Source organism: Constrictibacter sp. MBR-5, from assembly GCF_040549485.1.
Classification (GTDB): Bacteria; Pseudomonadota; Alphaproteobacteria; order JAJUGE01; family JAJUGE01; genus Constrictibacter.
In genome coordinates this window covers 96,172-122,549 of record NZ_JBEPTK010000011.1, presented here as the reverse complement: position 1 = coordinate 122,549, position 26,378 = coordinate 96,172, and the positions used below count along the sequence as shown (strand labels likewise).

Annotated in this window: 27 protein-coding genes and 1 pseudogene; 11 read left to right on the top strand and 17 right to left on the bottom strand. The window is 69.6% G+C overall.

What is annotated here, in order from left to right; all coding sequences use genetic code 11:
- The first annotated feature begins 71 nt into the window (after nt 1–71).
- Genes ABIE65_RS20160 through ABIE65_RS20150 form a run of 3 tightly spaced genes read left to right on the top strand, consistent with a single transcriptional unit; the run spans nt 72 to nt 2,601 of the window.
- Nucleotides 72–953: a transglutaminase family protein gene (locus ABIE65_RS20160; protein WP_354080232.1), complete on the top strand. Its 882-nt coding sequence runs from the start codon at nt 72–74 to the stop codon at nt 951–953.
- A gap of 45 nt (nt 954–998) precedes the next feature.
- Nucleotides 999–1,808 (top strand): transglutaminase-like domain-containing protein, encoded by an 810-nt coding sequence (locus tag ABIE65_RS20155; protein WP_354080231.1) that lies wholly within the window; start codon nt 999–1,001, stop codon nt 1,806–1,808.
- A gap of 34 nt (nt 1,809–1,842) precedes the next feature.
- Nucleotides 1,843–2,601: an N-formylglutamate amidohydrolase gene (locus ABIE65_RS20150; RefSeq protein WP_354080230.1), complete on the top strand. Its 759-nt coding sequence runs from the start codon at nt 1,843–1,845 to the stop codon at nt 2,599–2,601.
- Here ABIE65_RS20150 and ABIE65_RS20145 read toward each other — a convergent pair.
- From ABIE65_RS20145 to ABIE65_RS20130, 4 genes are all read right to left on the bottom strand, one after another.
- Nucleotides 2,598–3,773 carry a PepSY-associated TM helix domain-containing protein gene (locus tag ABIE65_RS20145; RefSeq protein WP_354080229.1) on the bottom strand — a complete coding sequence of 392 codons (1,176 nt, stop codon included), beginning with the start codon at nt 3,771–3,773 and terminating at the stop codon, nt 2,598–2,600. The two genes, ABIE65_RS20150 and ABIE65_RS20145, sit on opposite strands and share 4 nt — an antisense overlap.
- A gap of 7 nt (nt 3,774–3,780) precedes the next feature.
- The gene (locus ABIE65_RS20140; RefSeq protein WP_354080228.1) at nt 3,781–6,222 is read right to left on the bottom strand and encodes a TonB-dependent siderophore receptor; all 2,442 of its coding nucleotides are present in this window, start codon (nt 6,220–6,222) and stop codon (nt 3,781–3,783) included.
- A gap of 134 nt (nt 6,223–6,356) precedes the next feature.
- Nucleotides 6,357–7,421, bottom strand: a complete 1,065-nt coding sequence (locus tag ABIE65_RS20135) for a FecR family protein (RefSeq protein WP_354080227.1) — start codon at nt 7,419–7,421, stop codon at nt 6,357–6,359.
- 75 nt (nt 7,422–7,496) lie between these two features.
- Nucleotides 7,497–8,009, bottom strand: a complete 513-nt coding sequence (locus ABIE65_RS20130) for a sigma-70 family RNA polymerase sigma factor (protein WP_354080226.1) — start codon at nt 8,007–8,009, stop codon at nt 7,497–7,499.
- 152 nt (nt 8,010–8,161) lie between these two features.
- Here ABIE65_RS20130 and ABIE65_RS20125 point away from each other — a divergent pair, with 152 nt between their 5' ends.
- Nucleotides 8,162–8,884, top strand: a complete 723-nt coding sequence (locus ABIE65_RS20125) for an aspartate/glutamate racemase family protein (protein ID WP_354080225.1) — start codon at nt 8,162–8,164, stop codon at nt 8,882–8,884.
- Here the strand turns inward: ABIE65_RS20125 and ABIE65_RS20120 are convergent.
- The 3 genes from ABIE65_RS20120 to ABIE65_RS20110 are packed head-to-tail and all read right to left on the bottom strand — an operon-like array spanning nt 8,881 to nt 11,802.
- Complete coding sequence (locus ABIE65_RS20120; RefSeq protein WP_354080224.1) at nt 8,881–9,273, bottom strand: response regulator; 393 nt, start codon at nt 9,271–9,273, stop codon at nt 8,881–8,883. The two genes, ABIE65_RS20125 and ABIE65_RS20120, sit on opposite strands and share 4 nt — an antisense overlap.
- Before the next feature lie 52 nt (nt 9,274–9,325).
- On the bottom strand, nt 9,326–9,541 hold the full coding sequence (locus ABIE65_RS20115; protein WP_354080223.1) for a hypothetical protein: 216 nt from the start codon (nt 9,539–9,541) through the stop codon (nt 9,326–9,328).
- Nucleotides 9,526–11,802, bottom strand: coding sequence for an ATP-binding protein (locus ABIE65_RS20110; protein WP_354080222.1), 2,277 nt, complete (start codon nt 11,800–11,802; stop codon nt 9,526–9,528). The genes ABIE65_RS20115 and ABIE65_RS20110 overlap by 16 nt, the downstream gene beginning before the upstream one ends.
- A 589-nt stretch (nt 11,803–12,391) precedes the next feature.
- Here ABIE65_RS20110 and rnk point away from each other — a divergent pair.
- Nucleotides 12,392–12,820, top strand: coding sequence for a nucleoside diphosphate kinase regulator (rnk, locus tag ABIE65_RS20105; RefSeq protein WP_354080220.1), 429 nt, complete (start codon nt 12,392–12,394; stop codon nt 12,818–12,820).
- A gap of 13 nt (nt 12,821–12,833) precedes the next feature.
- Here the strand turns inward: rnk and ABIE65_RS20100 are convergent, their stop codons facing one another.
- Nucleotides 12,834–13,700, bottom strand: a complete 867-nt coding sequence (locus ABIE65_RS20100; protein ID WP_354080218.1) for a LysR family transcriptional regulator — start codon at nt 13,698–13,700, stop codon at nt 12,834–12,836.
- A gap of 108 nt (nt 13,701–13,808) precedes the next feature.
- On the opposite strand from ABIE65_RS20100, the gene ABIE65_RS20095 reads away from it, so the two are divergent.
- From ABIE65_RS20095 to ABIE65_RS20085, 3 genes are all read left to right on the top strand, one after another.
- Nucleotides 13,809–14,195, top strand: a complete 387-nt coding sequence (locus tag ABIE65_RS20095; RefSeq protein ID WP_354080217.1) for a tautomerase family protein — start codon at nt 13,809–13,811, stop codon at nt 14,193–14,195.
- 76 nt (nt 14,196–14,271) lie between these two features.
- Nucleotides 14,272–14,610, top strand: coding sequence for a helix-turn-helix domain-containing protein (locus tag ABIE65_RS20090; RefSeq protein WP_354080216.1), 339 nt, complete (start codon nt 14,272–14,274; stop codon nt 14,608–14,610).
- Between the two features lie 2 nt (nt 14,611–14,612).
- Nucleotides 14,613–15,158 carry an RES family NAD+ phosphorylase gene (locus ABIE65_RS20085; RefSeq protein WP_354080215.1) on the top strand — a complete coding sequence of 182 codons (546 nt, stop codon included), beginning with the start codon at nt 14,613–14,615 and terminating at the stop codon, nt 15,156–15,158.
- A 341-nt stretch (nt 15,159–15,499) separates the two neighbouring features.
- Here the strand turns inward: ABIE65_RS20085 and parC are convergent, their stop codons facing one another.
- Nucleotides 15,500–17,719, bottom strand: coding sequence for a DNA topoisomerase IV subunit A (gene parC, locus ABIE65_RS20080; RefSeq protein ID WP_354080213.1), 2,220 nt, complete (start codon nt 17,717–17,719; stop codon nt 15,500–15,502).
- On the bottom strand, nt 17,716–18,513 hold the full coding sequence (gene recO, locus ABIE65_RS20075) for a DNA repair protein RecO (protein WP_354080212.1): 798 nt from the start codon (nt 18,511–18,513) through the stop codon (nt 17,716–17,718). Before recO ends, parC begins: the two co-directional genes overlap by 4 nt.
- A gap of 171 nt (nt 18,514–18,684) precedes the next feature.
- Here recO and ABIE65_RS20070 point away from each other — a divergent pair.
- The 3 genes and pseudogenes from ABIE65_RS20070 to ABIE65_RS20060 all read left to right on the top strand — a co-directional run.
- Nucleotides 18,685–19,031 (top strand): annotated as a pseudogene (locus ABIE65_RS20070) (type II toxin-antitoxin system RelE/ParE family toxin); the annotation flags it as partial.
- Between the two features lie 19 nt (nt 19,032–19,050).
- On the top strand, nt 19,051–19,377 hold the full coding sequence (locus ABIE65_RS20065) for a helix-turn-helix domain-containing protein (RefSeq protein WP_354080211.1): 327 nt from the start codon (nt 19,051–19,053) through the stop codon (nt 19,375–19,377).
- A gap of 276 nt (nt 19,378–19,653) precedes the next feature.
- A complete protein-coding gene (locus ABIE65_RS20060; RefSeq protein ID WP_354080210.1) occupies nt 19,654–19,806 on the top strand; it encodes a hypothetical protein in 153 nt (50 codons plus the stop codon).
- Between the two features lie 145 nt (nt 19,807–19,951).
- On the opposite strand, the gene era is transcribed toward ABIE65_RS20060, so the two are convergent.
- The 7 genes from era to ABIE65_RS20025 are packed head-to-tail and all read right to left on the bottom strand — an operon-like array spanning nt 19,952 to nt 26,328.
- Nucleotides 19,952–20,872 (bottom strand): GTPase Era, encoded by a 921-nt coding sequence (era, locus tag ABIE65_RS20055; RefSeq protein ID WP_354080209.1) that lies wholly within the window; start codon nt 20,870–20,872, stop codon nt 19,952–19,954.
- Nucleotides 20,847–21,563 (bottom strand): ribonuclease III, encoded by a 717-nt coding sequence (gene rnc, locus ABIE65_RS20050; protein WP_354080208.1) that lies wholly within the window; start codon nt 21,561–21,563, stop codon nt 20,847–20,849. The genes era and rnc overlap by 26 nt, the downstream gene beginning before the upstream one ends.
- The gene (gene lepB, locus ABIE65_RS20045) at nt 21,560–22,324 is read right to left on the bottom strand and encodes a signal peptidase I (RefSeq protein ID WP_354080206.1); all 765 of its coding nucleotides are present in this window, start codon (nt 22,322–22,324) and stop codon (nt 21,560–21,562) included. Before lepB ends, rnc begins: the two co-directional genes overlap by 4 nt.
- 59 nt (nt 22,325–22,383) lie before the next feature.
- Nucleotides 22,384–22,794: a holo-ACP synthase gene (gene acpS, locus ABIE65_RS20040; protein ID WP_354080204.1), complete on the bottom strand. Its 411-nt coding sequence runs from the start codon at nt 22,792–22,794 to the stop codon at nt 22,384–22,386.
- Nucleotides 22,791–23,534: a pyridoxine 5'-phosphate synthase gene (locus ABIE65_RS20035; protein WP_354080202.1), complete on the bottom strand. Its 744-nt coding sequence runs from the start codon at nt 23,532–23,534 to the stop codon at nt 22,791–22,793. The genes acpS and ABIE65_RS20035 overlap by 4 nt, the downstream gene beginning before the upstream one ends.
- A 22-nt stretch (nt 23,535–23,556) precedes the next feature.
- Nucleotides 23,557–24,165, bottom strand: coding sequence for a DUF2062 domain-containing protein (locus ABIE65_RS20030; RefSeq protein ID WP_354080200.1), 609 nt, complete (start codon nt 24,163–24,165; stop codon nt 23,557–23,559).
- Between the two features lie 12 nt (nt 24,166–24,177).
- Nucleotides 24,178–26,328, bottom strand: a complete 2,151-nt coding sequence (locus ABIE65_RS20025; RefSeq protein ID WP_354080198.1) for a RelA/SpoT family protein — start codon at nt 26,326–26,328, stop codon at nt 24,178–24,180.
- Between the last annotated feature and the right edge of the window lie 50 nt (nt 26,329–26,378).

Sequence of the window (26,378 nt, the reverse complement as noted above, 5' to 3'; positions counted from 1 at the left end):
CAGTCCGCGTCGCGCGTCGGCATGGGGGCTGCGTCGCCGCCGTGCGGCGTGCGGACGTGGAGGGCTTGGCCGTGCCGATTCTCGCTGTCCACCATGTGACCACCTACCGCTATCGCAAGCCGGTGGGGTTCGGCGAGCACCGGATCATGTTCCGGCCGCGCGAGGGGCACGACCAGAAGCTGATCGAGACCAGCCTGACGATCACGCCGGAGCCGAGCGACCTGCGCTGGCTGCACGACGTGTTCGGCAACAGTGTCGGGGTGGTGCGCTTCGAGCGAAAGCGGGCGGCGGAGCTGCGGTTCGACAGCCGGGTCGTGCTGGACCATACGCCGACGAACGCGCTCGATTTTCCGATCGAGGCCTATGCGGCCACATATCCCTTCTCCTACGACATCGACGACCTGCCCGATCTGGCGCGGTCGATCGAGCGGCAGTATCCCGACCCCGACCACGAGGTCGAGCGCTGGGTGCGGCGCTTCGTGCGGCCGGAGGGGACGAACGGCACGCGCGAACTGCTCGCCACACTGACCCATGCGGTGCGCCAGAGCTTCGACTACGTGCCGCGCACCGAGCGCGGCGTGCAGGAGCCGACGCGGACGCTGCGCCTGGGCAGCGGAACCTGTCGGGACTTCGCGGTCTTCATGATCGAAGCGCTGCGCTCGCTCGGCCTCGCGGCGCGCTTCGTGTCCGGATACATCTACGTACCCCAGAAGAGCGGCAGCCTCGGTGGTGGTGCGACCCATGCATGGCTGCGGGTCTACGTGCCGGGGGCGGGCTGGGTCGAACTCGACCCGACCAACGGCATCATCGGCAACCGCGACCTGATCCGCGTCGGGATCGCCCGCGACCACCGCCACGTGCTGCCGTTGCACGGCACCTGGAGCGGCGGGCCGGGGGACAGCCTGGGGATGACGGTCGAGGTGGACGTGACGGCGAGCGGCCCGAGCGCCTGAGCGAGCCTCACGGGTCACGGCACCATTCGTTTCGAGGAGACCAGTATGCGTATCAGTGCCGGCTGCCGGATCGCCTACGACTGCCTGCAACCGACGCCGATGCTGCTGATGGTCAGCCCGCACCCGTCGCGCGAGGCGGACCTGATCGGCGCACACGAGGTGCAGTTCGATCCGCCGATCCCGTGGCACCAGTACACGGACGGTTTCGGCAACGTCTGCACGCGGATCGTGGCGCCGCCCGGCCGCCTGACCCTGACGACCCGGCTGCTCGCCGAGGATTCGGGCGAGGTCGACGCCGTGGTGCCGGATGCGTTCCAGCACCGCGTCGAGGACCTGCCCGACGAGATCCTGGTCTACCTGCTGGGCAGCCGCTACTGCGACACCGACACGCTGTCGGACATCGCCTGGGCGCTGTTCGGGCAGGGGCCGACCGGCTGGGGCCGGGTGCAGGCGATCTGCGACTATGTGCACAACAGGATCCGCTTCGACTACCAGACCGCACGGCCGACACGCACGGCGCAGGAGGCCTACAACGAGCGCCAGGGCGTGTGCCGCGACTATGCGCACCTGGCGATCGCCTTCTGCCGCTGCCTGAACATCCCGGCGCGCTACTGCACCGGCTTCCTGGGCGACATGGGCGCGCCGCCGCCCTACGGCCCGATGGACTTCGCCGCCTGGTTCGAGGTCTATCTGGGCGGTGCGTGGCACGTGTTCGACGCGCGCAACAACGTGCCGCGCATCGGCCGCATCCTGATGGCGCGCGGCCGCGACGCGACGGACGTCGCCATCGTCACGACGTTCGGACCCTGCACGCTCGCCGACTTCGCCGTTTTCACCGACGCCGTCGAGGGCTAAGGAGAGGCGAGGCGCAGCGGGAGGGGAACGGCCGATGGAAGCGAACGACGCGGCGTATCCGCCGGCGGTGACGGTCGTCAACGAGGCCGGCACCGCGCCGGTGGTGCTGGTCTGCGAGCACGCCTCGAACCACATTCCGGCCGCCTATGCCGGGCTGGGGCTGGCGCCGGAGCATCTGACCCGGCACATCGCCTGGGACATCGGTGCGGCGGCGCTGGCGCGGCGCCTGTCGGCGCTGCTCGACGCGCCGCTGTTCCTGTCGGGCTATTCGCGCCTGCTGATCGACTGCAACCGGCCGGCCGGCGTGCCGTCGAGCATCCCGGTGCGCAGCGAGGACACCGACATTCCGGGCAACCTGGACCTCTCGCCGGAGGAGGTCGCGCGCCGCACCGCGCTCTGCTTCACGCCGTTCCAGGAGGCGATCGCGCGCCATCTCGACGGCCGCGTCGCGGCCGGGCGCGAGACGGAAGTCGTCGGCATCCACACCTTCACGCCGGTCTATCTCGGCGTGGCGCGGCGGTGGCATGCCGGGGTGCTGCATCCCGGGGCGATGACCGGGGCGACGGACGCGCTGGCGCGGCGCCTGCTCGACGGGCTGCGCCGCGACGGCGACCTGGTGGTCGGCGACAACGAGCCCTACGCCGTCGGCCCGACCTCGGACTACACGGTGCCGGTGCACGGCCTCGCCCGCCGCATCCCGGCCGCCCTGATCGAGGTGCGCAACGACCTGCTCGGCGACGCGGCGCAGGTCGAGACCTGGGCGCGGCGGCTGTCCGGGATCCTGGCGGGCTAGGCAGCGTCGCGCAGGCGGCCGCGCCGCTTGCGGATCCAGACCGCGATCCCGGTGATCGACAGCATCGCGGTGCCCAGGCCGGCGGCAGCCACCAGGATGCGGCCGGGCAGGCCGCCGAGCTTGCCGCCGTGCAGGGGGCGGGGCAGGTCGACGATGATGTCGGCGGCGGTGCCGGTCAGCGGTTCGCTGTGGCCGAGGATGCGGCCGTCGCCGCCGTCGACATAGACGGTGGGCGCCCCGATGGCGCGCTCCGCATACCGCGCGCTCTGGAAGGCGACGGCGTAGATGCCGGTGTGCAGGTCGTAGGAGGCGGCGGTCGGCGCGTCGGTCCAGCCGAGCCGGTCGCGCTCGGCCGTCGCGAGCGGCAGGACGGCGCGCAGCGGCAGGACCGGCGCGACGTCGGCCTCTGCCTCGCCGCGCAGTTCGTAGGGCGACGGGGTCAGCGAGGAGAAGTGCAGCAGGAGCGGGCGCACCATGTCTTCGCCCACCCGAAGATAGAAGCCGGTGAGCGCCAGGAGCAGCAGGACGAGCCACAGCCACAGGCCGCCGGCGCGGTGCAGGTCGAGCGTGCGGCGGTAGGGGCCGGCCCGCCGCTTCAGGGTCCAGGCGCGCAGCCAGTTGCCGGGGCGCGGCCGGGCGCGCGGCAGGGTGAGCGATGCGCCGACGAAACAGTCGATCGCCCACGCCGCGGCGAGCAGGCCGAGGAACCAGCCGCTGAGCGCTTCGGGCAGGAAGAGGCTGTAGTGGATCTCGTAGATCGCCGGCAGCAGGTGCGCGCGGTCGAAGGCGAAGGCGCCCCACTGCCGCCGGCCCAGGATCGCGCCCGTCACGGGGTCCGCGAAGACCTGGTTGTAGCCGAGCCGGTAGGGCCGGCCGGTCGCCGGGTCGACGCGCGGCTTGACGAAATAGAGCGCCGAGCGGCCGGCCTGGAAGGCGAGCGAGGCGAAGGTCACCATGCCGCGCGGGTCGGCGGCCTCGATCCGGTCGACGAAATCGAGCGGATCGGCGGTCGGCACGCCCGTCGCCGCGCGCCGCAGATGCGGGTTGAGCCAGCCGTCGATCTCGTCGGTGAAGGCGATGACGGCGCCGGACAGGCCGGCGACCGTCAGGAAGAGGGCGAGCGCCAGGCCGACATACCGGTGCGCCCGCGTGGCGGCCCGCCGCCAGCCCATCACGGCGTCACCAGCGGTATTTCAGCGTGGCATACACCGTCCGGCCGGTGCCGTAGTAGCAGGTGTTGATGTTCTGGCACTCGGTGACGTGGCGCTTGTCGAACAGGTTCGTCGCGTTCACGGCGAGGCTGGCGCCGTCGAGCATCGGGCCGAGGCCGCCCAGGTCGTAGCGCAGTGCGGCGTCGAACAGCCAGTAGTCCGGCACCTCGAAGGTGTTGGCGGCGTCGCCCCAGGTTTCGCCGACATAGCGGGCGCCGACGCCGCCGCCGAGGCCGGCCAGCGCGCCCTCCCGGATGGTGTAGTCCCCCCAGAGCGAGGCCGTGTGGCGCGGCTGGTAGACCGGCACGTTGCCCGCGACGCCGTCGTTCGACTTCGTCACCTCGCTGTCGAGGAAGGCGTAGGCGGCGATCAGGTTGAGGCCGTCGAGCGGGTTCGACTTCAGTTCCGCCTCGATGCCGCGCGTCTCGATCTCGCCGGTCTGCACCTGGAAGAAGGTGTTGACCGGGTCGGCGGTCAGCACGTTCTGCTGCTTCAGCGTGTAGGCCGAGAGGGTCAGCAGCGAATTCCAGCCCCGCGGCTCGACCTTCACGCCGACCTCGTACTGGGTTCCGGTGGTCGGCTCGAAGGGGTTGCCGCCGAAATCGGTGCCGGTCACCGGCTGAAAGGATTCCGACCAGCTCACATAAGGCGCAATGCCGTTGTCGAAGCTGTAGAGCAGCCCGACGCGGCCGGTGAAGGCATCGTCCTCCTGCTTCGTGCGGCCGCCGCCCAGCTTGTCATCGGTCTCGGACTCGGCCCAGTCCTGGCGGCCGCCGAAGACCAGGGAGAGGGCGCCGATGTCGATCTGGTCCTGCAGGTAAAGGCCGATCTGGCGGATGTCCTGCTCGTGGCTGAGGAAGGGGCTGGGGTCGGCGATCGCCTGGCCGTAGACCGGGTTCAGATAGTCGATCGAGGGCGCGCCGCCGAAGGCGTCGGTGCGGTCGTTGAAGGTGCGCTGATAGTCGACGCCGCCGACGACCGTGTGGCCGGCGATGCCGGTATCGAACTTCGCCTCGAGCTGGTTGTCGAGCGTGAGCGCGTCGGTGTCCTCGGTCGCGGCATAGGCCGAGCGGTTGATCGTGTGCTGGTCGGCCTGCAGGTTGCCGACGACGAGGATCTTGTAGTCGCCCTCGATGCGCATGTAGCGGGCGTTCTGGCGCAGGGTGAAGGTATCGTCGAGCTGGTGGTCGAAGGCGTAGCCGACGGAATACTGCGTACGCTCCTGCCGGTCGAAAGTCCGGTCGCCGCTGTAGAAGTCCTCCGGAATGCGGCCGTTCGGGTTGTCGAGCACGGTGCCGACGGCCGGCAGTTTGTAGTAGGCGCCGGAGAAGGGGTCGTGCGTGTAGCTCGACAGCAGGGTGAAGCTGGTGTCGTCGCCGGGCTTCCAGGTGAAGGAGGGTGCGACGTAGAGCCGGCGTTCCTTGGTCTGGTCGATCTGGGTGTCGGCGTCGCGGCCCAATGCCACGAAGCGGTAGAGGAAGCGCCCCTCGTCGTCGAGCGGCCCGGTCAGGTCGACCGCACCCTGGACGCGGTCGAAGGTGCCGCCCTGGAGCTGGATCTCGTGCTGCGCCTCGTCGAGCGGACGCTTGGTGACCAGACTGGCGAGGCCGCCGGGCGAGGCCTGGCCGTAGAGCACCGAGGCGGGGCCCTTCAGCACCTCGACCCGCTCCAGCCCGAAGGAATCGATCTGCGGGATCGCCCAGGTGCCGGAGAGCAGCCGCAGCCCGTCGAGATACTGGTCGAGGGCGAAGCCGCGGGAGAAGAGATAGTCGGTGCGCTGGTCGGCGCCGTTGCGGTCGGTCAGCACGCCCGATGTGTAGCGCAGCGCCTGCGGCACGGTCTGCGCGCCCTGGGCATCCATCTGGTCGCGCGTGACGACGAGGATGGTCTGCGGCGTGCGTGCGATCGGCGTGTCGGTCTTGGTGGCGGTGGCGCTGCGGTGGGCGACGACGCCGTCGACGGGACCCCAGGCGGTCTCGGTGCCGGCGGTGACGCTGATCGGGTCGAGCGTCAGCGCGGCACCGTCGGCGGCTGGCCGCTCCACCTTCACCGTCGACGGATCGGTGAAGCGCCAGGCGAGGCCGGTGCCGGCCAGGAGGCCGTCGAGCGCCTGGGCCGGGGTGAGATTGCCGCTGGCGCCGCGCGTCGACAGGCCGCGCAGCAGCGCCCCGTCGACCGTGACCTGCAGGCCCGAGCGGCGACCGAAGCCGGTGAGTGCGTCGGCGAGTGGCTGGGCCGGGATGTCCCAGCGCAGGGTCGCGTTCGCCTGCGCCAGTTGGGCCATGTCGTTCGGTTCGGCCGGTGTGGCCGACGCGGTGGCCGGCAGCAGTGCCAGCGCAGTGCCCGACAGCAGGAGCGATATGCAGGCGGCGGCGCGCCGCGCGGCACGCCGGGATGTGATGCGGACCAAGTCTTCCCCCGTTCTTCTGTCGGCGCGACGGTTGGGCGCGTTTGCGGATGCGTCCCATTCGCGCCTCTCCTGCCTACGACGATGCCGCGGGTGGAATTTTCGGGAGAAATTTCGCCTGTCCCGGCGAATGTGGCTCAGGGCCGCAGGACGAGCAGCCAGGGGGAGATCGCGGTGACATGCGCGTCGTGGGCGGCGGCGATGGCGCGCAGGGCCTCGGCCGGATTGGAGAGGTCATAGACGCCGGTGACCGGGCGCCGGCCGAGATCGGCGTCCGCCACCAAGACATAGCCGGCGAAGAACGGTCGCAGCCGGTCGACGACTTCGGCGAGCGGGCGGTCGCGGGCCACCAGCTTGCGGTCGATCCAGGGGGCTGCATCGGCGGGATTCCGGCGCCCGCGCCTCGTCTGTTCGGACCCGATGCGGATCCAGTCGCCGGCGGCCAGTTCCTCGGCCACGGGCGGGCGTGCCGCCGGCGCCTCGACACGCACGCGGCCCTCGGCCACCGCGACGCCCGTGGCATCCGCCGTCGAGCGGCCGCGCGCGACGGCGAAGGCGGTGCCGACGGCGGTCGCGGACACGGCGCCGGCGGCGACGCGGAATGGGCGGGCCGGATCGCGCACCACCTCGAACAGCGCCTCGCCGGTGAGCAGGTCGACGTCGCGCGCCGTCTCCTCGAAGGCGAGGGCGATGGCGCTCCGCGGTGCGAGGTGGGCAGTGCTGCCGTCGGGAAGGCGGATGGTGCGGATCTCCGCCGTGCCGGTGACATGGTCGGCGCGCAGCTGCAGCAGCAGGCCGGGCAGCATCAGCAGCATCAGGCCGGCGGCGACGGCGGCGCCGACGAGGCCGGCGGTGACCCGGCGCGGCCGGGGCCGTACCAGCCACGGCCGGCGCAGGCGCACCGCCGTCGGGCGGGGCGGGGCTGGGGCCTCGGCGCTCCGCTCGCGCCATGCCGCGGGGTGCCGCGGCACCGTGCGGGCATAGAGAGCGTCGAACCGGCCGATCTCGGCCCAGGCCGCGGCGTGTGCCGGATCCGCCGCCAGCCAGTGGCGGAACCGCTCCAGCAGCGCCTCGTGCGCCTGGACATCATCATCGTCCGGCGCCTCCTGCAGGGCGATCAGCCATGCGGCCGCCGCATCGGCCGCCGCGTCGGCCCCCACACGGGCGGCACCGTCGTCCTGGTCGTTCGGCTCAACCGGCATGCGATGCCACTCCGGGTTTCGCTCCGTGTCCAGGAGACGTTCGGACTCCGGCGATTTTCGGCTCCTTCTTGCGTCTCATGGCCGTTTCAGACGCCTGCGGCAATGGGCGATGCCCTCGGCGACCAGCGTATGGGCGGTCGTGACGGATACGCCCAGCCGGTCCGCGATCTCCTTCAGCCGGCAGCCGCCGAAGCGGTGCATCTCCAGCGCCATGCGCGTGCGCGCGGGCAGCTCGGCCAGGGCCGCCTCCAGGGCGGCCAGCGCGTCGCGGTCGATCGCTTCCGTCTCGGGCGATGGGGCATCGGCGGCGACCGCTCCGGCCGGTCCCGCAGGATCGCCCGGCGCGAAGCGGGCACGTTCGCGCCGGGTCCGGCGCAGGCGGTCGATGGCGAGGTTGCGCACGATGCGGAAGAGATAGCCGAGCGGCGCCTCGACCCGCGTCTCCGCCGCCGCGGCGTCGAAATGCAGCCACGCCTCCTGCACCACGTCCTCGGCGTGGAAGCGGTCGCCGACGATCCCGGTCGCGAAGGCCACGAGTTCGTGCCGGTGCGCCGCGAACAGCGCTAGTCTCTCGCCGTCTCGGCGCACGTCGGTACCGGAGTGGTGGGCGGGCAGTAGGCGCAGCAGTGGCGGGCGCGGCTGTCTTGCGAATGGCTCGCAGTTTTCTAGCGGCAGACCGGCGGTGCCACAATCGCTTTCCGGGTTGGCCCCGGTGACGCTCGCCGCGAAGAGGAACGCACATGACGCAGCATATCGGCATCGTCGGCTGCTCCGCCGAAGGGGCGGCGCTGTGCTATCGGACGATCTGCAGCGAGGGGGCGGCTGCCATGGGCGGGCAGGGTGGCGGACATGCCCACCCCGAGGTGTCGATGCACACCCACTCGCTCGCCGACTATGTGGCGTGCCTGGAGCGCGGCGATCTCGCCGGCGTCGGCGACCTGATGCTCTCCTCCGCGCGGAAGCTGGCGCGCGCCGGTGCCGACTTCCTGATCTGCCCGGACAACACGATCCACCAGGCCTTCGACCATGTGGCGGCACGTTCCCCGCTGCCCTGGCTGCACATCGCCACCGTGGTGGCCGACGAAGCGGCGTCGCGCGGCTTCCGGCGCGTCGGCGTCACCGGCACGCGCTGGCTGGTCGACAGTGCGGTCTATCCGGAGAAACTCGCCGCGCGCGGCATCGCGGCTGTGCGGCCGACCGACGCCGAGCGCGATGCGATCGACCGCACCATCATGGACGAACTGGTCCGCGGCCTGTTCCGGCCCGAGGCGGTGGTCCGTTTCCAGGCCGTCTTCGCGCGGATGAAGCAGGCCGGCTGCGATGCCGTGGTCCTCGGCTGCACCGAGATCCCGCTGGTCATGCACGACGGCAATTCGCCGCTGCCGACCCTGGACTCGACGCGGCTGCTGGCGCGCGCGGCGCTGCGCCGGGCAACGGCCTTCGCGGGCGAAGGCGGGCCCTAAGCCATCTCCGGCCTGTCGGCGAGACATTCCTGCACCAGGGCGAGCAGCGCCGTCGGCGTGAACGGCTTCCGGATCGTTCGCGTGGCGCCGAGCTTGGACGCGAAGCCGAGATACTGATCGCCCAGTTCCGCCGTCGTCATGGCGTGCGACCGCGTCGGCCCTCCCGTCATCACGATGACGGGCAGGTGCGGCGCCTCCGCGCGAAGCCGCCCGACCAGTTCGAGCCCTTCCATCACCGGCATGAAGATGTCGGTGATGACGAGGTCGAGTTCATCGAAAGGGGAGGCGGTCAATGCATCCCGACCGTCGATCGCGACGACGACCGTGTGTCCCGCCCGCGTCAGTTGTAGAACGATGCTGCGCCGCACGAGCACGTCATCGTCGACCAACAATATTCTCGCCATCTATCGCAGGTCCGAATGAGCTTCCAGGTGGGAGGATTCAGCTGAAGTGCACTCGTTTATCTAGAACCTCGCGAACCTTCCTTGCGAGATCCGCCTGGCGATACGGCTTGTTGAGCAGATCGACGCCGGTATCGAGATGGCCGTGGTGGACGATCGCATTTTCGGTGTAGCCGGAGGTATAGAGGACCGGGAGCGCCGGGATGATTTTCTGCGCTTCATCCGCCAGCCTGCGGCCGCTCATGCCGCCCGGCATGACGACGTCGGTGAAGAGCAGGTCGAAGACCCCCCGCCGACGATCAGCGACAGTGCTTTCGGTCCGTCTTCCGCCGTCACCACGGCGTAGCCGAGCGACCTGAGTTGTGCCGCCGCGTGGGCGCGGACGAGCGGATCGTCCTCCACCAGGAGGATGCGCTCGCTGCCGCCGGCAAAGGCCGCGCCGGACGGCGGTGCGACCGCCTCGACCCCGCGGCCGAGGGCCCGGGGCAGGTACAGCTTCACCGTCGTTCCCTGCCCGAGCTCCGAATAGATCTTCACATGGCCCTTCGACTGCTTGATGAAGCCGTAAACCATGCTGAGACCCAGGCCCGTACCCTTGCCGACCGCCTTGGTCGTGAAGAACGGGTCGAATGCCCGGGCGGCGACCTCGGGCGGCATGCCGCTACCGGTATCCGATACGGCGACCAGCACATAGTCACCGGGCGTCACCTCGTCGTTCCAGCCGGCATAGGTTTCGTCGAGATGGACCTTGCCGAGTTCGATCGTCAGCCGGCCGCCGTCCGGCATGGCGTCACGGGCATTGATTGCCAGGTTGAGCAACGCGCTCTCGAACTGGGAGGGATCGACAATGGCCTGCCAGACGTCGGGCGCGGCGGCGATCTTCACGTCGATATGTCCGCCCAGTGCCCGTTCGAGCAGGCCGCGGATGCGCGCGACCAGATCGCCGAGATCGGTCGTCTCGACCGTCAGCGCCTGTCGGCGGGAAAATGCCAGGAGATGGCGCGTGAGATCGGCGCCGCGCTCTCCGGCCTGCACGATCATGGCCGCGAGTTCGTGCTGTGCCGGCATATGCTCGAGTTCCTCGGACAGCAGCTCCGCGTTGCCGAGGATGACGGTGAGCAGATTGTTGAAGTCGTGCGCGACGCCGCCGGTCAGCTGGCCGACGGCCTCCATCTTCTGTGCTCGCGTCAACTGTTCGGACAGGTGCTTGGCATGCGTGACGTCCCGCACGTAGAGCAGCATTCCGCCGTTGAACGGGTGGATCAGCATCGCCAGCCAACGGTCGTCGGACAGGAGCTTGACCTCGTGGCGCACCGGTTGGCCGGTCTCCTTCGCCGTCACGAAAAGGTCCTCGCATCCGGTCTGACTGATCCAGGGAAACCGGTCGAACAGCATCTGCGAGGTGGTCTGCTCGCGCGCGAGGCCGGCGGCAGTCGCGTTGTACAGGACCACGCGGCCGTCCGGGTCCGTCACGACGACGGCGGCGTCCATGCTCGCGAACGCCACGTTGAGCATGACCTGGGCTTCGCGCCGGAAACGTTCGCGCCGCGTGCGGGATCGGTCGGCGGCAAATGCACCCGTCATCACGATCAGGGCGAAGGCGCCCAACAGCCCGCCCGTCCCGGACACGCGGCGGTGCCAGCGGGCGAGTGCATCGGCCCTGCTCATTCCCGCCAGGATGTACGCACTCTCACCCGCGACCTCCGCCCGTGTCGTGAGCAGGTCGTCGGCATCCCACCAGGGCGCCTCCTCCCCGGCCGGATCGTCCAGGCCGGGAAGATCGGGCATGGCTTCGGCATCCGATGCGTCCGGCGAACTGATCACCGATATGGCGCGGCCGTCACCGGCCTGAAGAATCACGAAGACGGTATCGGAGATGCTCAAGCCGGCGAACGTTCTTGCGAGGTAAGCGGAATCCAGCGTCGCGACGATCACGCCCATAAAGGCGCCGGTATCCGACCAGACGCCGCGGCTCACCGGGACGATCGCTCCAGTGCCCGCCGTCGCGATGCGGCTGCGGACCGCATGGCCGACATGGAGGCTATCGGCGGTGGCGGCTGTATGAACCCGATAATAGTGACGGTCCGATACGTCGACCGGGTCCTTCAACAGGAATCGCGAGGTGGCGTACAGAGTGCCGGCGGACGCGACCATCGCATAGTTGACGGGCAGGGCCGTATGTTTGCGTGCCGTACGGAGGGCCCGGAAGACGGCCTCCGGACTGTCGTCGCCTCTCGCGATGTCCTCGATGACGCTCTCCCGGGCGGCGATGAGCCCGCGGTCGAGAGACTCCAGGATGATGTCGACGTTCGCGGCGAGCGGCACCGCGACGTTTTCGATCCGTGCCGCCGCCGTGTTCAGCGTCTTCCGCCGGTCGTCGATCTTGAGCGAGACGAAGAACAGCAGGGCCGGCAGCACGCAGGCGAGTGCGGCCACAAACAGCGGATGCCGGCCCAGCCAGCCGAACCGGACGTCGCTCAGATCACCGAGGCTCGTCGGGGGCAGGCTGGGCGACATCGTCTATCCTTGCGGCGGCACGGCGGAATTCGACCGGCCAAATGTCTGGCGCGGCGGGTGGTGGTACTTTGATATGAGGAAAGCGCCTCTGCATGTGGAGAGGCGTAAACAAATGGTATAATATTGGTGCAAATGCGACGCAAGTCGTTGCCATCGGATCTGCATCCGGCAGTGTCGTGGCAAAACGCCACGCCATCGTTCCGCGCCCGGTACCACGCGCCGCTCCCGATCCGCGCTCGGCTGGGCGGGGTGTCCTCGGGCCGCCGCCGAGGCGGGGATCATCGCCGAAGGGGCGGCGGTCGCGATCCGTACTGCGGCCGCCGTCCTACCGGTGCGCGGCTTGACATGGCGGGGTCCGCCGCCAGATAGAGCCGGATGAGCACGTCACGCGCCCCGATCTTCCGGATCCACCCGATCGCGGAATCCTAGCCCCTGGGACGCGGCCCGTGCGCCCCGCGTTCCGGGGGCGTGCGGCTGCTTGGTGCAGCACCTCCAATCCGGCGCATTCACGAGTAACGACAACGGGCGACATACGCGCCGCAACGCTGCGGGCGCCGTGCCGCCGTGGGTACAGGAACGCGGGGTCGCCATGACCGAACTCAGAAACAACGAACACAGGAACGCGGGCAGCAATAAGCCCCGAGTCGTCGTCAGCGAGACCGATCATCAGCGGCTGACCGAACTGGCCGCCGGGGCGGAGGAGCGGTTCCCGGCGGTCGCCGAGGAGCTGGCGGCGGAGATGGACCGGGCGGACGTGGTCGCCGACGGGGCGGTGCCGGCCGAGGTGGTGCGGATGGGCTCGACGGTGGTCTACCGCTCCGATACGGGGCAGGAGCGCAGGGTGACGCTGGTCTTCCCGCCCCAGGCCGACATCACGGCCAACCGCATCTCGATCCTGACGCCGATCGGCACCGCACTGATCGGGCTTGCCCCCGGTCACGCGATTCGCTGGCGGGCGCCGGACGGGCGCGAGCATGCGCTGACGGTGGTGAGCGTCGAGCCGCCGGCTGCGGACTGAGCGGCGATCGGGTTCAGTCCGCCGCGACGCTGCGGCGGACGCAGGCCGCGAACTCCCGCGCGATCGGACTCGGCGTTTCTGCCTCGTAGAGGTTGATGCAGAACATCGGCAGCTTCGGCAGGCGGCCGGGGGCGTCCCCGTCCGCCTCAACGATGTCGAGGCCCTCGGGTACCGAGTGGCTGAGCAGCGGTGCCACCGCGAGGTCGGCCTCCAGCGTGGCGCGCACCGGCTCCATGTTGCTGACCTCGCAGACGGCCTGCCAGTCGCGGCGCGCCTTCTTCAGCGCCGCGACGGCGACCGGCCGGAAGACGCAGGTCTCCGCCCCCAGGGAGACCGGCAGCGGGTCGCGCGCATGGGCGCTTCCGCCGCGCGCCCCCGTCCAGACCAGCCGGTCGCTGCGCAGCGTGTCGCCGCCGCGGCCGCAGCCGATCTCGGTGGTCAGCGCCACGTCGATCTCGCCCGCGCGCAAATCGGCGAGCAGCAGCAGCGTGTCCAGGCAGACGAGCCGGACGCGGATGCTCGGGAAGGCCGTGCTGAAACGGCGCAGGATGGGCGGCGCGTAGCTGCCCATGATGTCGTAGGGCGCACCGAACCGCACCTCACCCTCGAACACCGGCTGGGACAGCGACGCCAGCAGCTGGTCGTTGGCCGCCAGGAACTGCTTGGCCGCCGGCACGAGCCGCTGGCCCTCGGGCGTCGGCGCGATGCCGCGGCCGTCGCGGTGGAAGAGCCGGGCCGTCGAAAGCTGCTCCAGCCGGCGGATCTGCTGGCTGATCGCGCCCTGGGTGAGGTTGAGCTGGCGCGCGGCCAGCGTGACGCTGCCGGTCTCGACCACGGCGAGGAAGGCGCGCGCCACCGCCACGTCGATGTTGCGGATCATGCCGCTCCCCATCTATTAGTTCGCGTGAAGCGACATATTAGAACGTTTAGATATCCTAATTCACGCCGCCTCGCTTACCCTCGTGGAGATCATCGAGGGAGGACGGCCATGCCGAGCACGCGCATTTCCACGGGCATCTGGGCCGAGGCCCGCGGGCAGGAGGTTCTGGAGGCCGTGCAGGCGGCCCTGGTGGAGGGCCTGAAGATCCCGGAGGGCGACCGCGACGTGGTCCTCGACATCCACGGCGCCGACCGCCGCATCATCCGTCCCACGCGCTCGGACCGGTTCACGCGGGTCGAGGTGACGCTGTTCGCCGGCCGCTCGCTCGACGCGAAGCGCCGGCTCTACGCGGCGCTGGTCCGCAACCTCGCCGCCCTCGGTGTGCCGGAGACGGAGGTGAAGACGGTGCTGATCGAGGTGCCGCCCGAAAACTGGGGCCTGCAGGGCGGGGTGCCGGCGTCGGAACTGGACCTGGGGTTCGAGATCGAGGTCTGACGTTCTTGCGTTTGCCTTTCACAAACCCTACAATGTGAAATGAAAACGCAGTCTCTCGGTTTCGTGAGGTACGACCATGAGCGGTGCAGTCGCCAGGATCGTCGACGACCTCCGCACGCGTGGCGGGCTCAAAGGGACGGATCTCGCCAACATTACGGAGGTTTCCCAGGCGACCGTCTCTCGCTGGGTCTCGGGCAAGGCGTCGCCCCATCCGAAGACGCAACTCGTCATCTCCGACCTGAAATATGTCGTGGATCGGCTCGCCGACTTCTATACGCCGGAAGAGACCCGGATCTGGCTCTATGCGAAGCATCCGCTGATGGACGGCGCACGCGCGATCGACCTCATCCATGACGGCCACACCGACCGCGTCCTGAACGTGATCGAGAGCCTCTCCGACGGCACCTACACCTGAGTATGGCGGGCCGGCGCCATGATCGGGTCGTCCTCGATGCCCTCGAAGCCATGGAGCCCGAGGCCTTCGCGGGCGATGTCTGGAGGGTCGCGGCCCGCGACCGCGATCCGCTCCGCGGTTCGACGGCGGAAGGCCGATGGAGCCCCGCCGGCGAGTTCGAGGTCCTCTACACCAGCCTCGAACGGGATGGCGCGCTGACGGAGATCGGCTACCGGCTGTCGTTGGAACCCGTCTGGCCCAGCCAGGTGCAGCATCAGGTGCACAGGATCGGCGCACGAATGGAGCGGTCCCTGCGCTTCCCGGACGTGGCGTCGCTGGCACCGCTCGGCGTCGAACCGTCCCGCTATTCGAGCTTCGACTATGGGCCGACGCAGGCCATCGCGGCAGCGGCGCAGTTCCTCGGGTTCGAGAGCCTCACCGTTCCGAGTGCGCGATCGCCGGCGCTGCATCTGGTGGTCTTTCTGGATGCCATCCTCGACGGTCGGGCGCTGACCGTCCTCGAAACGGAAGATGTCGACTGGGACGCTTGGCGACGGAAGCGGCGGTAACAACACGGAGCGGGCGGCGTCGCGGAAGAGGGATTGCCCTGTCGGACGGCCGACACGCTCGGACCGGTTCACCCGGGTTGAGGTGCCACCCGAGAACTGGGGCCTCCAGGGGGCCGTGCCCGCGTCGGAACTGGATTTGGAGTTCGAGCCCAGGATTTGAGATGCGGGCGGTGGTAGCGGCTGCGCGAAGACGGCGCGTGGGACGCGGGCATCACGATCACCCTCATTCCGTCTTTGCGAGGAGCGTAGCGACGAAGCAACCCAGGGCCGGCGCGCTTGCCTGGGGTTGCTTCATCTTCGGTTCGCAAAGACGGTGGTGTGGGGAGCGGCGCGTTGCCGCATCACCCGAACGGTTTGCTCTTCGGGAAGCCGTGCGGGGGCATGTGGCCGGCGCCGGCGCGGCGGCCGAGCCAGCGGGTGAGGTCGATCTCGCGGCGCTGGCGGTCGCCGGACTGCCAGGTCAGGCCCTCGGCGGCGGTGATGCTGGCGAGGTCGTCGAGGCTGCCGGTGCGGTACTTCTGCAGGGTGACGCCGCGGCCGCGGGTCATCTCCGGCAGTTCGTCGAGCGGGAAGACGAGCAGGCGGCGGTTCTCGCCCATCACTGCGACGAGGTCGCCGACGACGGGCGTGCAGATCTTCAGCTTCGCCCCCGGGGCCAGGTTCATCACCTGCTTGCCGGCGCGGGTCTGCGCGACGATGTCGTTCTCCGCCACCTGGAAGCCGCGGCCGTCGGAGGAGGCGAGGATCAGCTTCCCGTCGGGGCGGTGCAGGCGCAGTGTCACCACCTCGTCGTCGTTGGCGAGGTCGGCCATCAGGCGCAGCGGCTCGCCCATGCCGCGGCCGCCGGGCAGCTTGTCGGCGCCGATGGTGAAGACGCGGCCGCCGGCCGAGACGACCAGCAGCTTGTCCGTCGTCTGGGCGTGCAGGCGGAAGCGCTCGCTGTCGCCTTCCTTGTATTTGACCTCGGCGTCGGGGGCGAGGTGGCCCTTCATCGCGCGGATCCAGCCCTTGTCCGACAGCAGGACCGTGACCGGCTCGCGCTCGATGACCGACTCCAGCGATATCTCGACGGCCGCGGGGGCGCCGGCGATCTCGGTGCGCCGCCGGCCGAGCTTTGTCTTCGGGCCGAACGTCTCGCGCAGCGACTTCAGCTGGCCTTCGATGGCCAGCCACTGCTTCGCCTCGTCGGCGAGCAGGTCGTTCAGCTCGGCCTGTTCGGCGGAGAGCGCGTCGTGCTCGCGCCGGATCTCGATCTCCTCCAGCTTGCGCAGGGCGCGCAGGCGCATGTTGAGGATCGCCTCGGCCTGGACGTCGGTGAGGCCGAACGTCGCGATCATCACCGCCTTGGGCTCGTCCTCGAAGCGGATGATGCGGATCACCTCGTCGATGTTGAGGTAGGCGATCAGGTAGCCGGCCAGCACCTCCAGCCGGTGGGCGATTTTCTCCAGGCGGAAGCGACTGCGCCGCTGCAGCACCTCCTGGCGGTGCGCGAGGAAGGCGGCCAGCATGTCGCGCAGTGGCATGACGCGCGGGACGCCGTCGGCGTCCAGCACGTTCATGTTCATGTTGAAGCGAGTCTCGAGGTCGGTCTGGCGGAACAGCGATTCCATCAGCGCGTCCGGCTCGACCGTGCGGGCGCGCGGCACCAGGACGAGGCGGATCTCGTCGGTGGACTCGTCGCGCACGTCGCCGAGCAGCAGCGCCTTGCGGTTCTCGATGAGCTCGGCGAGGCGCTCGATCAGGCGCGCCTTGGGCACCTGGTAGGGGATCTCGGTGACGACGACCTGCCAGGTGCCGCGGCCCAGGTCCTCGGTGGTCCAGCGGGCGCGCACGCGCAGCGCGCCGCGGCCGGTCTCGTAGGCCTGGGCGATGGTGGCGGCGTCCTCGACCAGGATACCGCCGGTCGGGAAGTCGGGGCCGCGGACGATGCCGATCAGCTTCGCCGTGGTGGCGGCCGGATGGCGGATCAGGTGGACGAGGGCGTCGCAGATCTCCGCCACGTTGTGCGGCGGGATGTTGGTCGCCATGCCGACGGCGATGCCCTGCGACCCGTTGGCCAGCAGGTTGGGGAAGGCGCCGGGCAGGACGACCGGCTCGCGGCCTTCGCCGTCGTATGTCGCACGGAAGTCGACCGTGTCCTCGTCGATGCCCTCCAGCATCGCCTCGGCGACGGCGGTCATGCGCGCCTCGGTGTAGCGCATGGCCGCGGCGTTATCGCCGTCGATGTTGCCGAAATTGCCGTGGCCCTCGACCAGCGGCCAGCGGACGGCGAACTCCTGCGCCAGGCGGACCATCGCCTCGTAGATCGAGGCGTCGCCGTGCGGATGGTACTTACCCATGACGTCGCCGACGACGCGCGCGCACTTCTTGTAGGCGGCGGCCGGGTCGAGGCCGAGTTCGCGCATGGCGAAGATCAGCCGCCGGTGCACCGGCTTGAGCCCGTCGCGCACGTCGGGCAGCGAGCGCGACATGATCGTCGACAGGGCGTAGGCGAGGTAGCGCTCGCCGAGCGCGTCGGTGAAGTTGACGGGCCGGATCTCGCCGGCGTCGGCGTCGCTCATGGGGACCCTTCGGGTTCCGGTGTCTGTGCCCCGGGACCGTCGGGGTCCGGGGTGTCGGCCGTTTCCGCGCGGTGCACGCGCCGGGCGTACATGTCGGCGAGGCGCAGGCGCGCCTGCGGCAGGTCGCGATCGGCGGGCGCGAAGACGTGCCGGCGCAGGAAATAGCCCGTGAGGTCGAGCCCCGCAATCACGTCTTCGTCGGCGAGGTCGCCGCCGCCGACCAGGAAGCCGGGCAGCGGCAGCAGCTTCGTCGCATAGGGTTCGCCCGCTTCGCGCGACACGGCGCGGCCGGAGCGCGGCGACACCCAGGCGAGGTCTTCGGTCGTACCCGTCACGGCGCAGGCGTCGAGCCCCAGGCCGTAGCCCAACTCGGCCAGCAGTTCGATCTCCCAGCGCACATAGGCGGCCGGCCAGACCTCGGAATCGAGGCAGGCGAGGAAGGCCGCCATGCCGTGATAGAGCGGCGGGTGCGGCTCGCGCTCGGGCAGGGCGGACTCGGCGACCGCGCAGGCGGCGCCGATGCCGGCGAGGCGGAAGGCGTCGTCGAGCCAGCCGGCGGCATGGCCGTGCACGGCCTCGCAGGTCAGGTTGCCGAGCTGGTCGGCGAGCCGCGCCCGCCACACCGCCGCGACCTCCGTCCCCGGCTGGTAGGTGCCGCGCTGCCGGCTGGAGGAGCCGCCACGCGCCAGTCCCGCATGGCGCCCGCGCGTCGCGGTGAGCAGCTGCACGATCGCCGACCCCTCGCCGTGATGGCGGGCGGACAGGACGATCGCTGCGTCGGTCCATTCGATCATGGGGCGTGGAGCAAGTTCATGGTTGTCCGATCACGCTTGATGTCGGGACAATGCTGTCATGCGTGTCTTCCATCCAAGATTTGATGCGAACTACGCGTGCTATCGAGCCTGTGGGGTGGATTGCCTTTGGGAAGTGTAGTTCTAGGCGCTATATAAGAGGCCGTGTAGCCGATGGCTGTCTATAAGACGAAGGAGTTTTCCCGGTTCGCACGAAAGGCCCGCTTGCGGGACAATTCCCTGACGGCGGCGGCAGAGGCGGTCGCTGCCGGCCGATGGGATGCAGACCTGGGCGGGGTGTGTTCAAGCAGCGCATCGCGCGTGAAGGCGGCGGCAAATCTGGCGGGTTTCGTACCATCGTTCTGTTCAGGATCGGCGGGCACAGCTTCTTCGTGCAAGGATTTGCGAAGAGCGACAAGGCGAACGTCACGGGCACGGAATTGAAGGCGCTGAAGGCACTCGCCGGGGTGCTGCTCGGACTCGACGCCGAAGGGCTGAAGCTGGCGAAGGCGGCCGGTGAAATCATGGAGATCGAAGGCGATGGCAAAGAGGACCAGCCGACCCGAGGGCGGCATCCTCGGCACGGTCCACAGGACGGCAGTCGGTCTGCACGGCGCCGGGGTGATCGACAAGGAGACGATGCGCGCGTTCGACGCCCTGTGCCTGACCCCGGTGGCGCCGATGGCGCCGGAGGAGATCAGGGCCCTTCGCGAACGGGAACAGGTGTCGCAACCCGTGTTCGCGCTCTACCTGAACGTTCGCAAGGATGCCGTCAGCAAGTGGGAACGCGGCGAGAAGCGTCCCAACGGTCCGTCGCTCAAGCTGCTGAGCCTGGTGAAGGCGAAAGGGCTGCGGGCTATCGCCTGACGTGCGGGGGGGGCATGCGCTATGCCATAGAACTCACGCCGGACGACAACGGAACGGTCATGGCAACCTGTCGCGACCTTCCCGAGGTGACGAGCTTCGGCGAGGACGAGGACATTGCCCGGATGCGGGCGGTCGACGCGGTCGAACCGCGCTGCAGGGCCGGATATCCAACCGTGCCGAGATCCCGCTGCCGGTTGCCGAGGGGCCCGACTTCGTGGCCCTGCCGGCGCTCGCCCCGTAAAGGTGGCGCTCTACCGCACGATGCTCCAGCGGGGGATGCGAAAGGCCGACCTGGCCCGCCTGACGGGCGCGAAGCCGATGCAGGTGGACCGCCTGCTCGATCTGTCGCACGCCTCCAGGCTCGCTCAGATCGAGGCGGCGCTGCGGGCGCTCGGCAAGGAGATCCCGATCGAAGTACGGGACGCGTAGGCCGGGTCGCCTGGGCTCCGTGCTTCGAGCCGTCGCCTGCGGCGGCTCCTCAGCATGATGACCTACTTCTGGGCCGCTGGTCATGGCGATACCCATCCCGAGGAGCCCGCGTCAGCGGGCGTCTCGAAAGACGGCCGCCGCTTCCTCAGACCTTGTGGTCGAGCCCCATCGCGCGGTAGCGCTCCGGGTCTTCGGTCCATTGTTCGCGGACCTTGACGTGCAGGAAGAGGTGGACCTTGCGTTCCAGCAGTTCCTGGAGCTCGGTGCGGGCGGCTTCGCCGATGGCGCGGATCTGGCGGCCGCCCTTGCCGAGGATGATGGCGCGCTGGCCCTCGCGCTGGACGAAGACGACCTGGCCGATGCGCACGTCGCCATTGTCGAACTCCTCCCAGGTCTCGGTCTCCACCGTGGCGGCGTAGGGCAACTCCTGGTGCAGCTGCAGGAACAGCTTCTCGCGCGTGATCTCGGCGGCGAGCTGGCGCATCGGCACGTCGGACAGCTGGTCCTCGGGAAACAGCCAAGGACCGTCCGGCAGGCGCTTGGCGAGATGGTCGAGCAGGTCCGAGACGCCGTCGCCGGTGAGCGCCGAGATCATGAAGATGTCGGTGACGACCCCCGTCTCGTTCAGCTTGGCGGCCAGTTCCAGCAGGTTGGATCGGCGGACCAGGTCCACCTTGTTGAGCGCGACCACCACCTTGCGGCCGCCGTCGTGCAGGTTGGCCAGGATGCGGTCGGCGTCCGCGTCGATGCCACGCTCGGCGTCGATCAGCAGCAGGACGAGGTCGGCGTCGCCGGCACCTTCCCAGGCGGCGTGCACCATCGCGCGGTCGAGCCGGCGGCGCGGCTGGAAGATGCCCGGGGTGTCGACGAAGACGACCTGGGCGTCGCCCTCGATCCGGATGCCGAGGACGCGGCTGCGCGTCGTCTGCACCTTGGGGCTGACGATCGACAGCTTGGTGCCGGCGAGCAGGTTGAGCAGCGTCGACTTCCCGGCGTTCGGCGCGCCGATGATGGCGACGTAACCGCAGCGTGTCTGGGCGCTACGATCGGCTTCGGTCTCGGTCATTACCCTCCAGGTGGTGCAGCAGGGCCGCAGCGGCGGCCTGCTCGGCGGCTCGTTTCGACATGCCCTCGCCGCTCGCGGGCGGCGCGCCGGACAGGCGCACCTCCACGGTGAAGCACGGTGCGTGCGGCGGACCCTCGCGCACGGTGACCGCATAGGCGGGCAGCGGCAGCCGCCGCGCCTGCGCCCATTCCTGCAGCGCCGTCTTGGCGTCGCGCGGCGGACGCGGCGTGGCGTCGACCAGCGCGGTCCAGGCGGCGTGGATGAACCGGCGCGGCGCCTCGATGCCGCCGTCGAGATATAGGGCGCCGATCAGCGCTTCGCATCCGTCGGCGAGTGCGGTGTCCAACCCCTGGTCGCGGCGGCCGGCGGGGACGGCCGCCACCTCGATGAAGCGATGCAGGCCGATGTCCTGCGCCACCTTCAGCAGCGCCTCGCGCCGCACCAGGCCGACGAGGCGGCGCGACAGCTCGCCTTCGTTCTCGGTGGGGAATCGTTCGAAGAGCAGTTCGGCCACGATCAGCGCCAGGACCCGGTCGCCGAGGAATTCCAGCCGCTCGTAGCCGGCCGGACCGCCGTTGCCGCCGCCGCCGATGCTGCTGGGGTGGGCGATGGCCGAGCGCAGCAGCGACGGATCGCGGAAACTGTGCCGGAGGATGGCCTCCAGCTCGGCGAGGGCGGGCGGCTCGCTCAAGGCCCTACGCCGGTGAAGATCCGGTTCCAGCGGATCGCCCACGGCCAGTTCCAGACCTGCCAGATGCTGGAGCTGCCATCGACCGAGAAGAACAGGAACTCGGCGCGGCCGATCAGGTTCTCGACCGGAATGAAGCCGACCGAGGCGCGGCTGTCGAGGGAGTTGTCGCGGTTGTCGCCCATGGCGAAATAGTGCCGCGGCGGCACCTTGAAGACGCGGGTGTTGTCGAACTGGCCGTCGTCGCCGCTGGATTCGAAGATCAGATGCTGACGTCCGTTCGGCAGCGTCTCGACATATTGCGGCACGCGCACCATCCGGCCGAAGCCGTCGTCGACCTGCGCCGGATCGATCGGCGTGCGCTCGACGAGGGTGCCGTTGATGTAGAGCCGTCCGCCGCGCATCTGGATCTCGTCGCCGGGCAGGCCGATGATGCGCTTGATGTAGTCGGTCTTGCCGTCCGTCGGCAGCTTGAAGACGGCGACGTCGCCGCGCTCGGGCTCGCTGAAGAGGACGCGGCCCGGGATGAGCGGCAGCGACAGCGGCAGCGAGTGCCGGCTGTAGCCGTAGGAGAATTTCGAGACGAAGAGATAGTCGCCGACCAGCAGGGTGGGCAGCATCGAGCCGGACGGAATGTTGAACGGCTCATAGGCGAATGTGCGGACGAACAGCGCGATCAGGACCGCGTACACGATGGTGCGCACATTCTCCCAGAAACCGCTCTTCTCCCCCGCTTCCTTCACCCGCGCGCCCTCATAAGCCATTGAAAATCCGCCCTATTGCGAGCGGGCCGGGGCGACCTTGCGGCGGCCTCCGCCCCCTGTCAAGCGTCCGCGGTTCGCGGCACGGCCGAGATGATGACGATCGCCTGCGCCAGCGGCGGTTCGTCGGTCAGGCTGACGTCGATCTGCAGCGTCATGCCCGGCGGCGTGAGCGCGGCGAGCCGCTCGGCCGCGCCGCCGGTGAGCGCCATGCTGGGCTTGCCGCCGCGCAGGTTCACCACCCCCATGTCGCGCATGAACACGCCGCGCCGGAAGCCGGTGCCGAGGGCCTTGGAGCAGGCCTCCTTGGCGGCGAAGCGCTTGGCGTAGCTGGCCGCACGGTCGGCACGGCGCTCCGAGCGCGCCTGCTCGATTTCGGTGAAGCAGCGGTCGATGAAGCGCGCACCGAAGCGATCGAGGGTCTTCTGGATGCGGCGGATGTCGGTGAGGTCGCTGCCGATGCCGATGATCATGCCGCCGACCCGGCGGCGACCGCTTCGTCCATGGCGGCCCGCATCCGGCGAATGGCGGCGTCGAGGCCGACGAAGATCGCCTCGCCGATCAGGAAATGTCCGATGTTCAGCTCCACGACGTTCGGGATGGCGGCGATCGGCGCCACCGTGTCGTAATCCAGCCCGTGGCCGGCATGGCATTCGAGGCCGAGTTCGGCGCAGCGCGCCGCGGCCGCGCGGATGCGCCGCAGATGGTGCGCGCGCGCCTCGCCGTCCGCCTCGCAATAGGCGCCGGTGTGCAATTCGACGACGGGCGCGCCCAGGGACACCGCCGCCTCGAGCTGGGCCGGGTCCGCCTCGACGAAGAGCGAAACGCGGCAGCCGGCGTCGCGCAGGCGCGCCACCATCGGCTTCAGCTGATCGTGCTGGCGCACGGCGTCGAGGCCGCCCTCGGTCGTCACTTCCTCGCGCCGCTCCGGCACGATGCAGCAGGCGTGCGGGCGGTGGCGGAGGGCGATCGCGACCATCTCCTCCGTCGCCGCCATCTCGAAGTTCAGCGGCAGCGGGATCTTCGTCGCCAGACGCTCGATGTCGGCGTCGCGGATGTGGCGCCGGTCCTCGCGCAGATGCGCGGTGATGCCGTCGGCACCGGCCTCGGCGGCCAGCAGCGCGGCGCGCAGCGGGTCGGGCAGACTGCCGCCGCGGGCGTTCCGTACCGTCGCCACATGATCGATGTTCACGCCCAGGCGCAGTTGCCGCATGGCGTCCTCAGCCCCCTTGGCCTCAGCCTTTCGCACCCGCGCTCAATGCGGCAGACCGACGGGCCCGGCCGCTCTGCAGGCGTACCTCGCGGGTCCGCTTGTAGGCGCCGATGACGGGGAAAAGCAACAGAAAGAACGCCAGCCATACCGCGACGCCGATCAGGCTGCCGCCGACCATCATGGGCTCCAGGATCGGCCCCGCGGCGTGCGCGACGCCGCCCAGGTCCAGGTTCCACAACGCGTCGCAGGCCCGCTGGAAGCGGCTGACGAAGTCGATCCGCTCGCCCTCGACGCCGCCACCGAAGCCCAGCCAGCGGCCGGCCTCGTAGGTGACCAGCCAGATGAAGGGAAAGGTCCAGGGGTTGCCGACGATGGTGCCCACGGCGGAGGCGATGACGCTGGCGCGCATGCAGAGCGCCAACAGGCCCGCGGCGACGAAGTGGAGCCCGACCAGCGGGGTGAACGAGACGGCGGCGCCGCAGGCGAAACCGGCAGCCAGGCTGTAGGGCGACGCCTTGGTGCGCGCCAGCCGGTGGATCATGTACTGGCCGCTGCGGCGTATGCCGCCGACCGGCCACAGCCACTGCCGGAACCTCGCCTTCCCGCCACGCTTGCTCCGGCGTCCGAACATTCGATCCCTGCCTCAGCCTCTCGCCCGTTCGACGGACGAGATCGAAGGATGCGTGCGAAGCGCCGCGATGATGTTCGTCAGGTGCTTCACGTCGCCGACTTCGATGTCCACGAGCATCTCGAAGAAGTCTCGACTCCTATTCGTAAATTTCAGGTTCGTGATGTTGCCGTGGTTCTGCGCGATCATGGTCGACAGCGATCCCAGGTTGCCCGGCGCGTTCGCGACGATCAGGTGGACGCGCCCGGTGAGCGCGCCGTCGGCATCGGCCGCCCGCTCGTCCCAGTCGACTTCCAGCCAACGCTCCGGCGTATGGGCGAAGCTGACCAGGGTCTCGCATTCGGCCGTGTGAACGGTAACACCCTTGCCCGTCGTAACGATCCCGACGATTCGGTCACCCGGCAGCGGATGGCAGCAGCGGGCGAAGTGCAGCGCCATGCCCGGGATGAGGCCGCGCAGCAGGATCGGCTGCTCCTTGCCGCGGCGCTCGCTGCGCGCGCGGGAGATCGGCACGATCTTGTCGTTCGCCGGCTGCGGGGCCGGCGCCGGCTGGATCGCCTGCATCACGTCGCGCCCGGTGTGCGTCCCCTCGCCGAGGGCGGCGTAGAGATCCTCCACCGTCTTGACGCCGAGCGCCTTCAGCGCCGGCTCCAGGGTGCGTTCGCTGGGCTCCAGGCCTTCGGCGCGCAGGGTGCGCTGCAGAATGGCACGGCCCAGGTCGATATACTGGCCGCGCTGCTGCTGGCGGACGATGCGGCGGATCCGCGCCTTGGCCTTGCCGGAGACGACGAAACGCTCCCACTCCGGCGAGGGGCTCTTGGCGCGCGAGGTGATGATCTCGACCTGGTCGCCGTTGCGCAGCTGGCTGCGCAGCGGCACGAGGCGGCCGTTGATCTTGGCGCTGGCGCAGTGGTCGCCGATCTCGGAATGGACGGCGTAGGCGAAGTCCACCGGCGTCGCCGCCTGGGGCAGGGCGATCAGGTCGCCCTTCGGCGTAAAGCAGAAGACCTGATCCTGGAACATCTCGAGCTTGGTGTGCTCGAGGAAGTCCTCCGGCCCGGCGGCGTGTTCCAGGATGTCGAGGAAGTCGCGCAGCCAGCGATACTGCCGGCCGTCGGTGCGCGGATCGCCGCCCTGCTTGTAGCGCCAGTGCGCCGCGACGCCGATCTCGGCGACCTCGTGCATCTCGCGCGTGCGGATCTGGATCTCGATGCGCTGGCTCTCGGGGCCGATGACGCCGGTGTGCAGCGAGCGGTAGCCGTTCGGCTTGGGCGTCGAGATGTAGTCCTTGAAGCGGCCGGGAACGACGCGGTAGGCGGCGTGGATGATGCCGAGCGCGGTGTAGCAGTGCTCGATCGTGTCGACGATGACCCGAAAGGCCATGATGTCGGCGAGCTGCTCGAACGCGACGTCCTTGCGCTGCATCTTCTGCCAGATCGAGCGCGGCCGCTTCTCGCGGCCGGAGACCGTGGCGTTCAGGCCGGCGTCGCGCATCGTCTGCGACAGCTCGTCGATGATCCGCCCGACGACGTCCTGTCCTTCGCGCCGCAGGAACTCCAGGCGCTTGGTGATGGACTCGCGCGCCTCGGCGTTGATCTCGGCGAAGGCGAGATCTTCGAGCTCGTCCTTCCACTCCTGCATGCCGATGCGCTCGGCGAGCGGGGCGTAGATTTCCATCGTTTCGATGGCGGTGCGCCGCCGCCGCGCCGGGTTCGCGACGTAGCAGAGGGTGCGCATGTTGTGCAGGCGGTCGGCCAGCTTCACCAGGAGCACGCGGATGTCCTCGGACATCGCGACGACCAGCTTCTGGAAGTTCTCGGCCTGCTTGGTGTGGTCGGACTGCAGTTCCAGCCGCGACAGCTTGGTGACGCCGTCGACGAGGCGGGCGATCTCGGCGCCGAACATCTTCTCGATGTCGGCGAGGGTGGCGTCGGTGTCCTCCACGACGTCGTGCAGCAGGGCAGTGACGATCGACGCCGTGTCGAGCCGCATCTGGGTCAGCAGGCCCGCCACCTCGAGCGGGTGCGAGAAGTAGAGTGCCCCGGACTCGCGGCGCTGCGAGCCGTGCATCTTCATCGCGTAGACGTAGGCGCGATTCAGGAGATCCTCGTCCGCCTGAGGATCGTAGGCCCTGACCTTCTCGACAAGCTCGTACTGGCGGATCATGCGGGTCTTGGAGGACTCACCGTTGCCGGAGGCTGCCCCTGGAGAGGGGA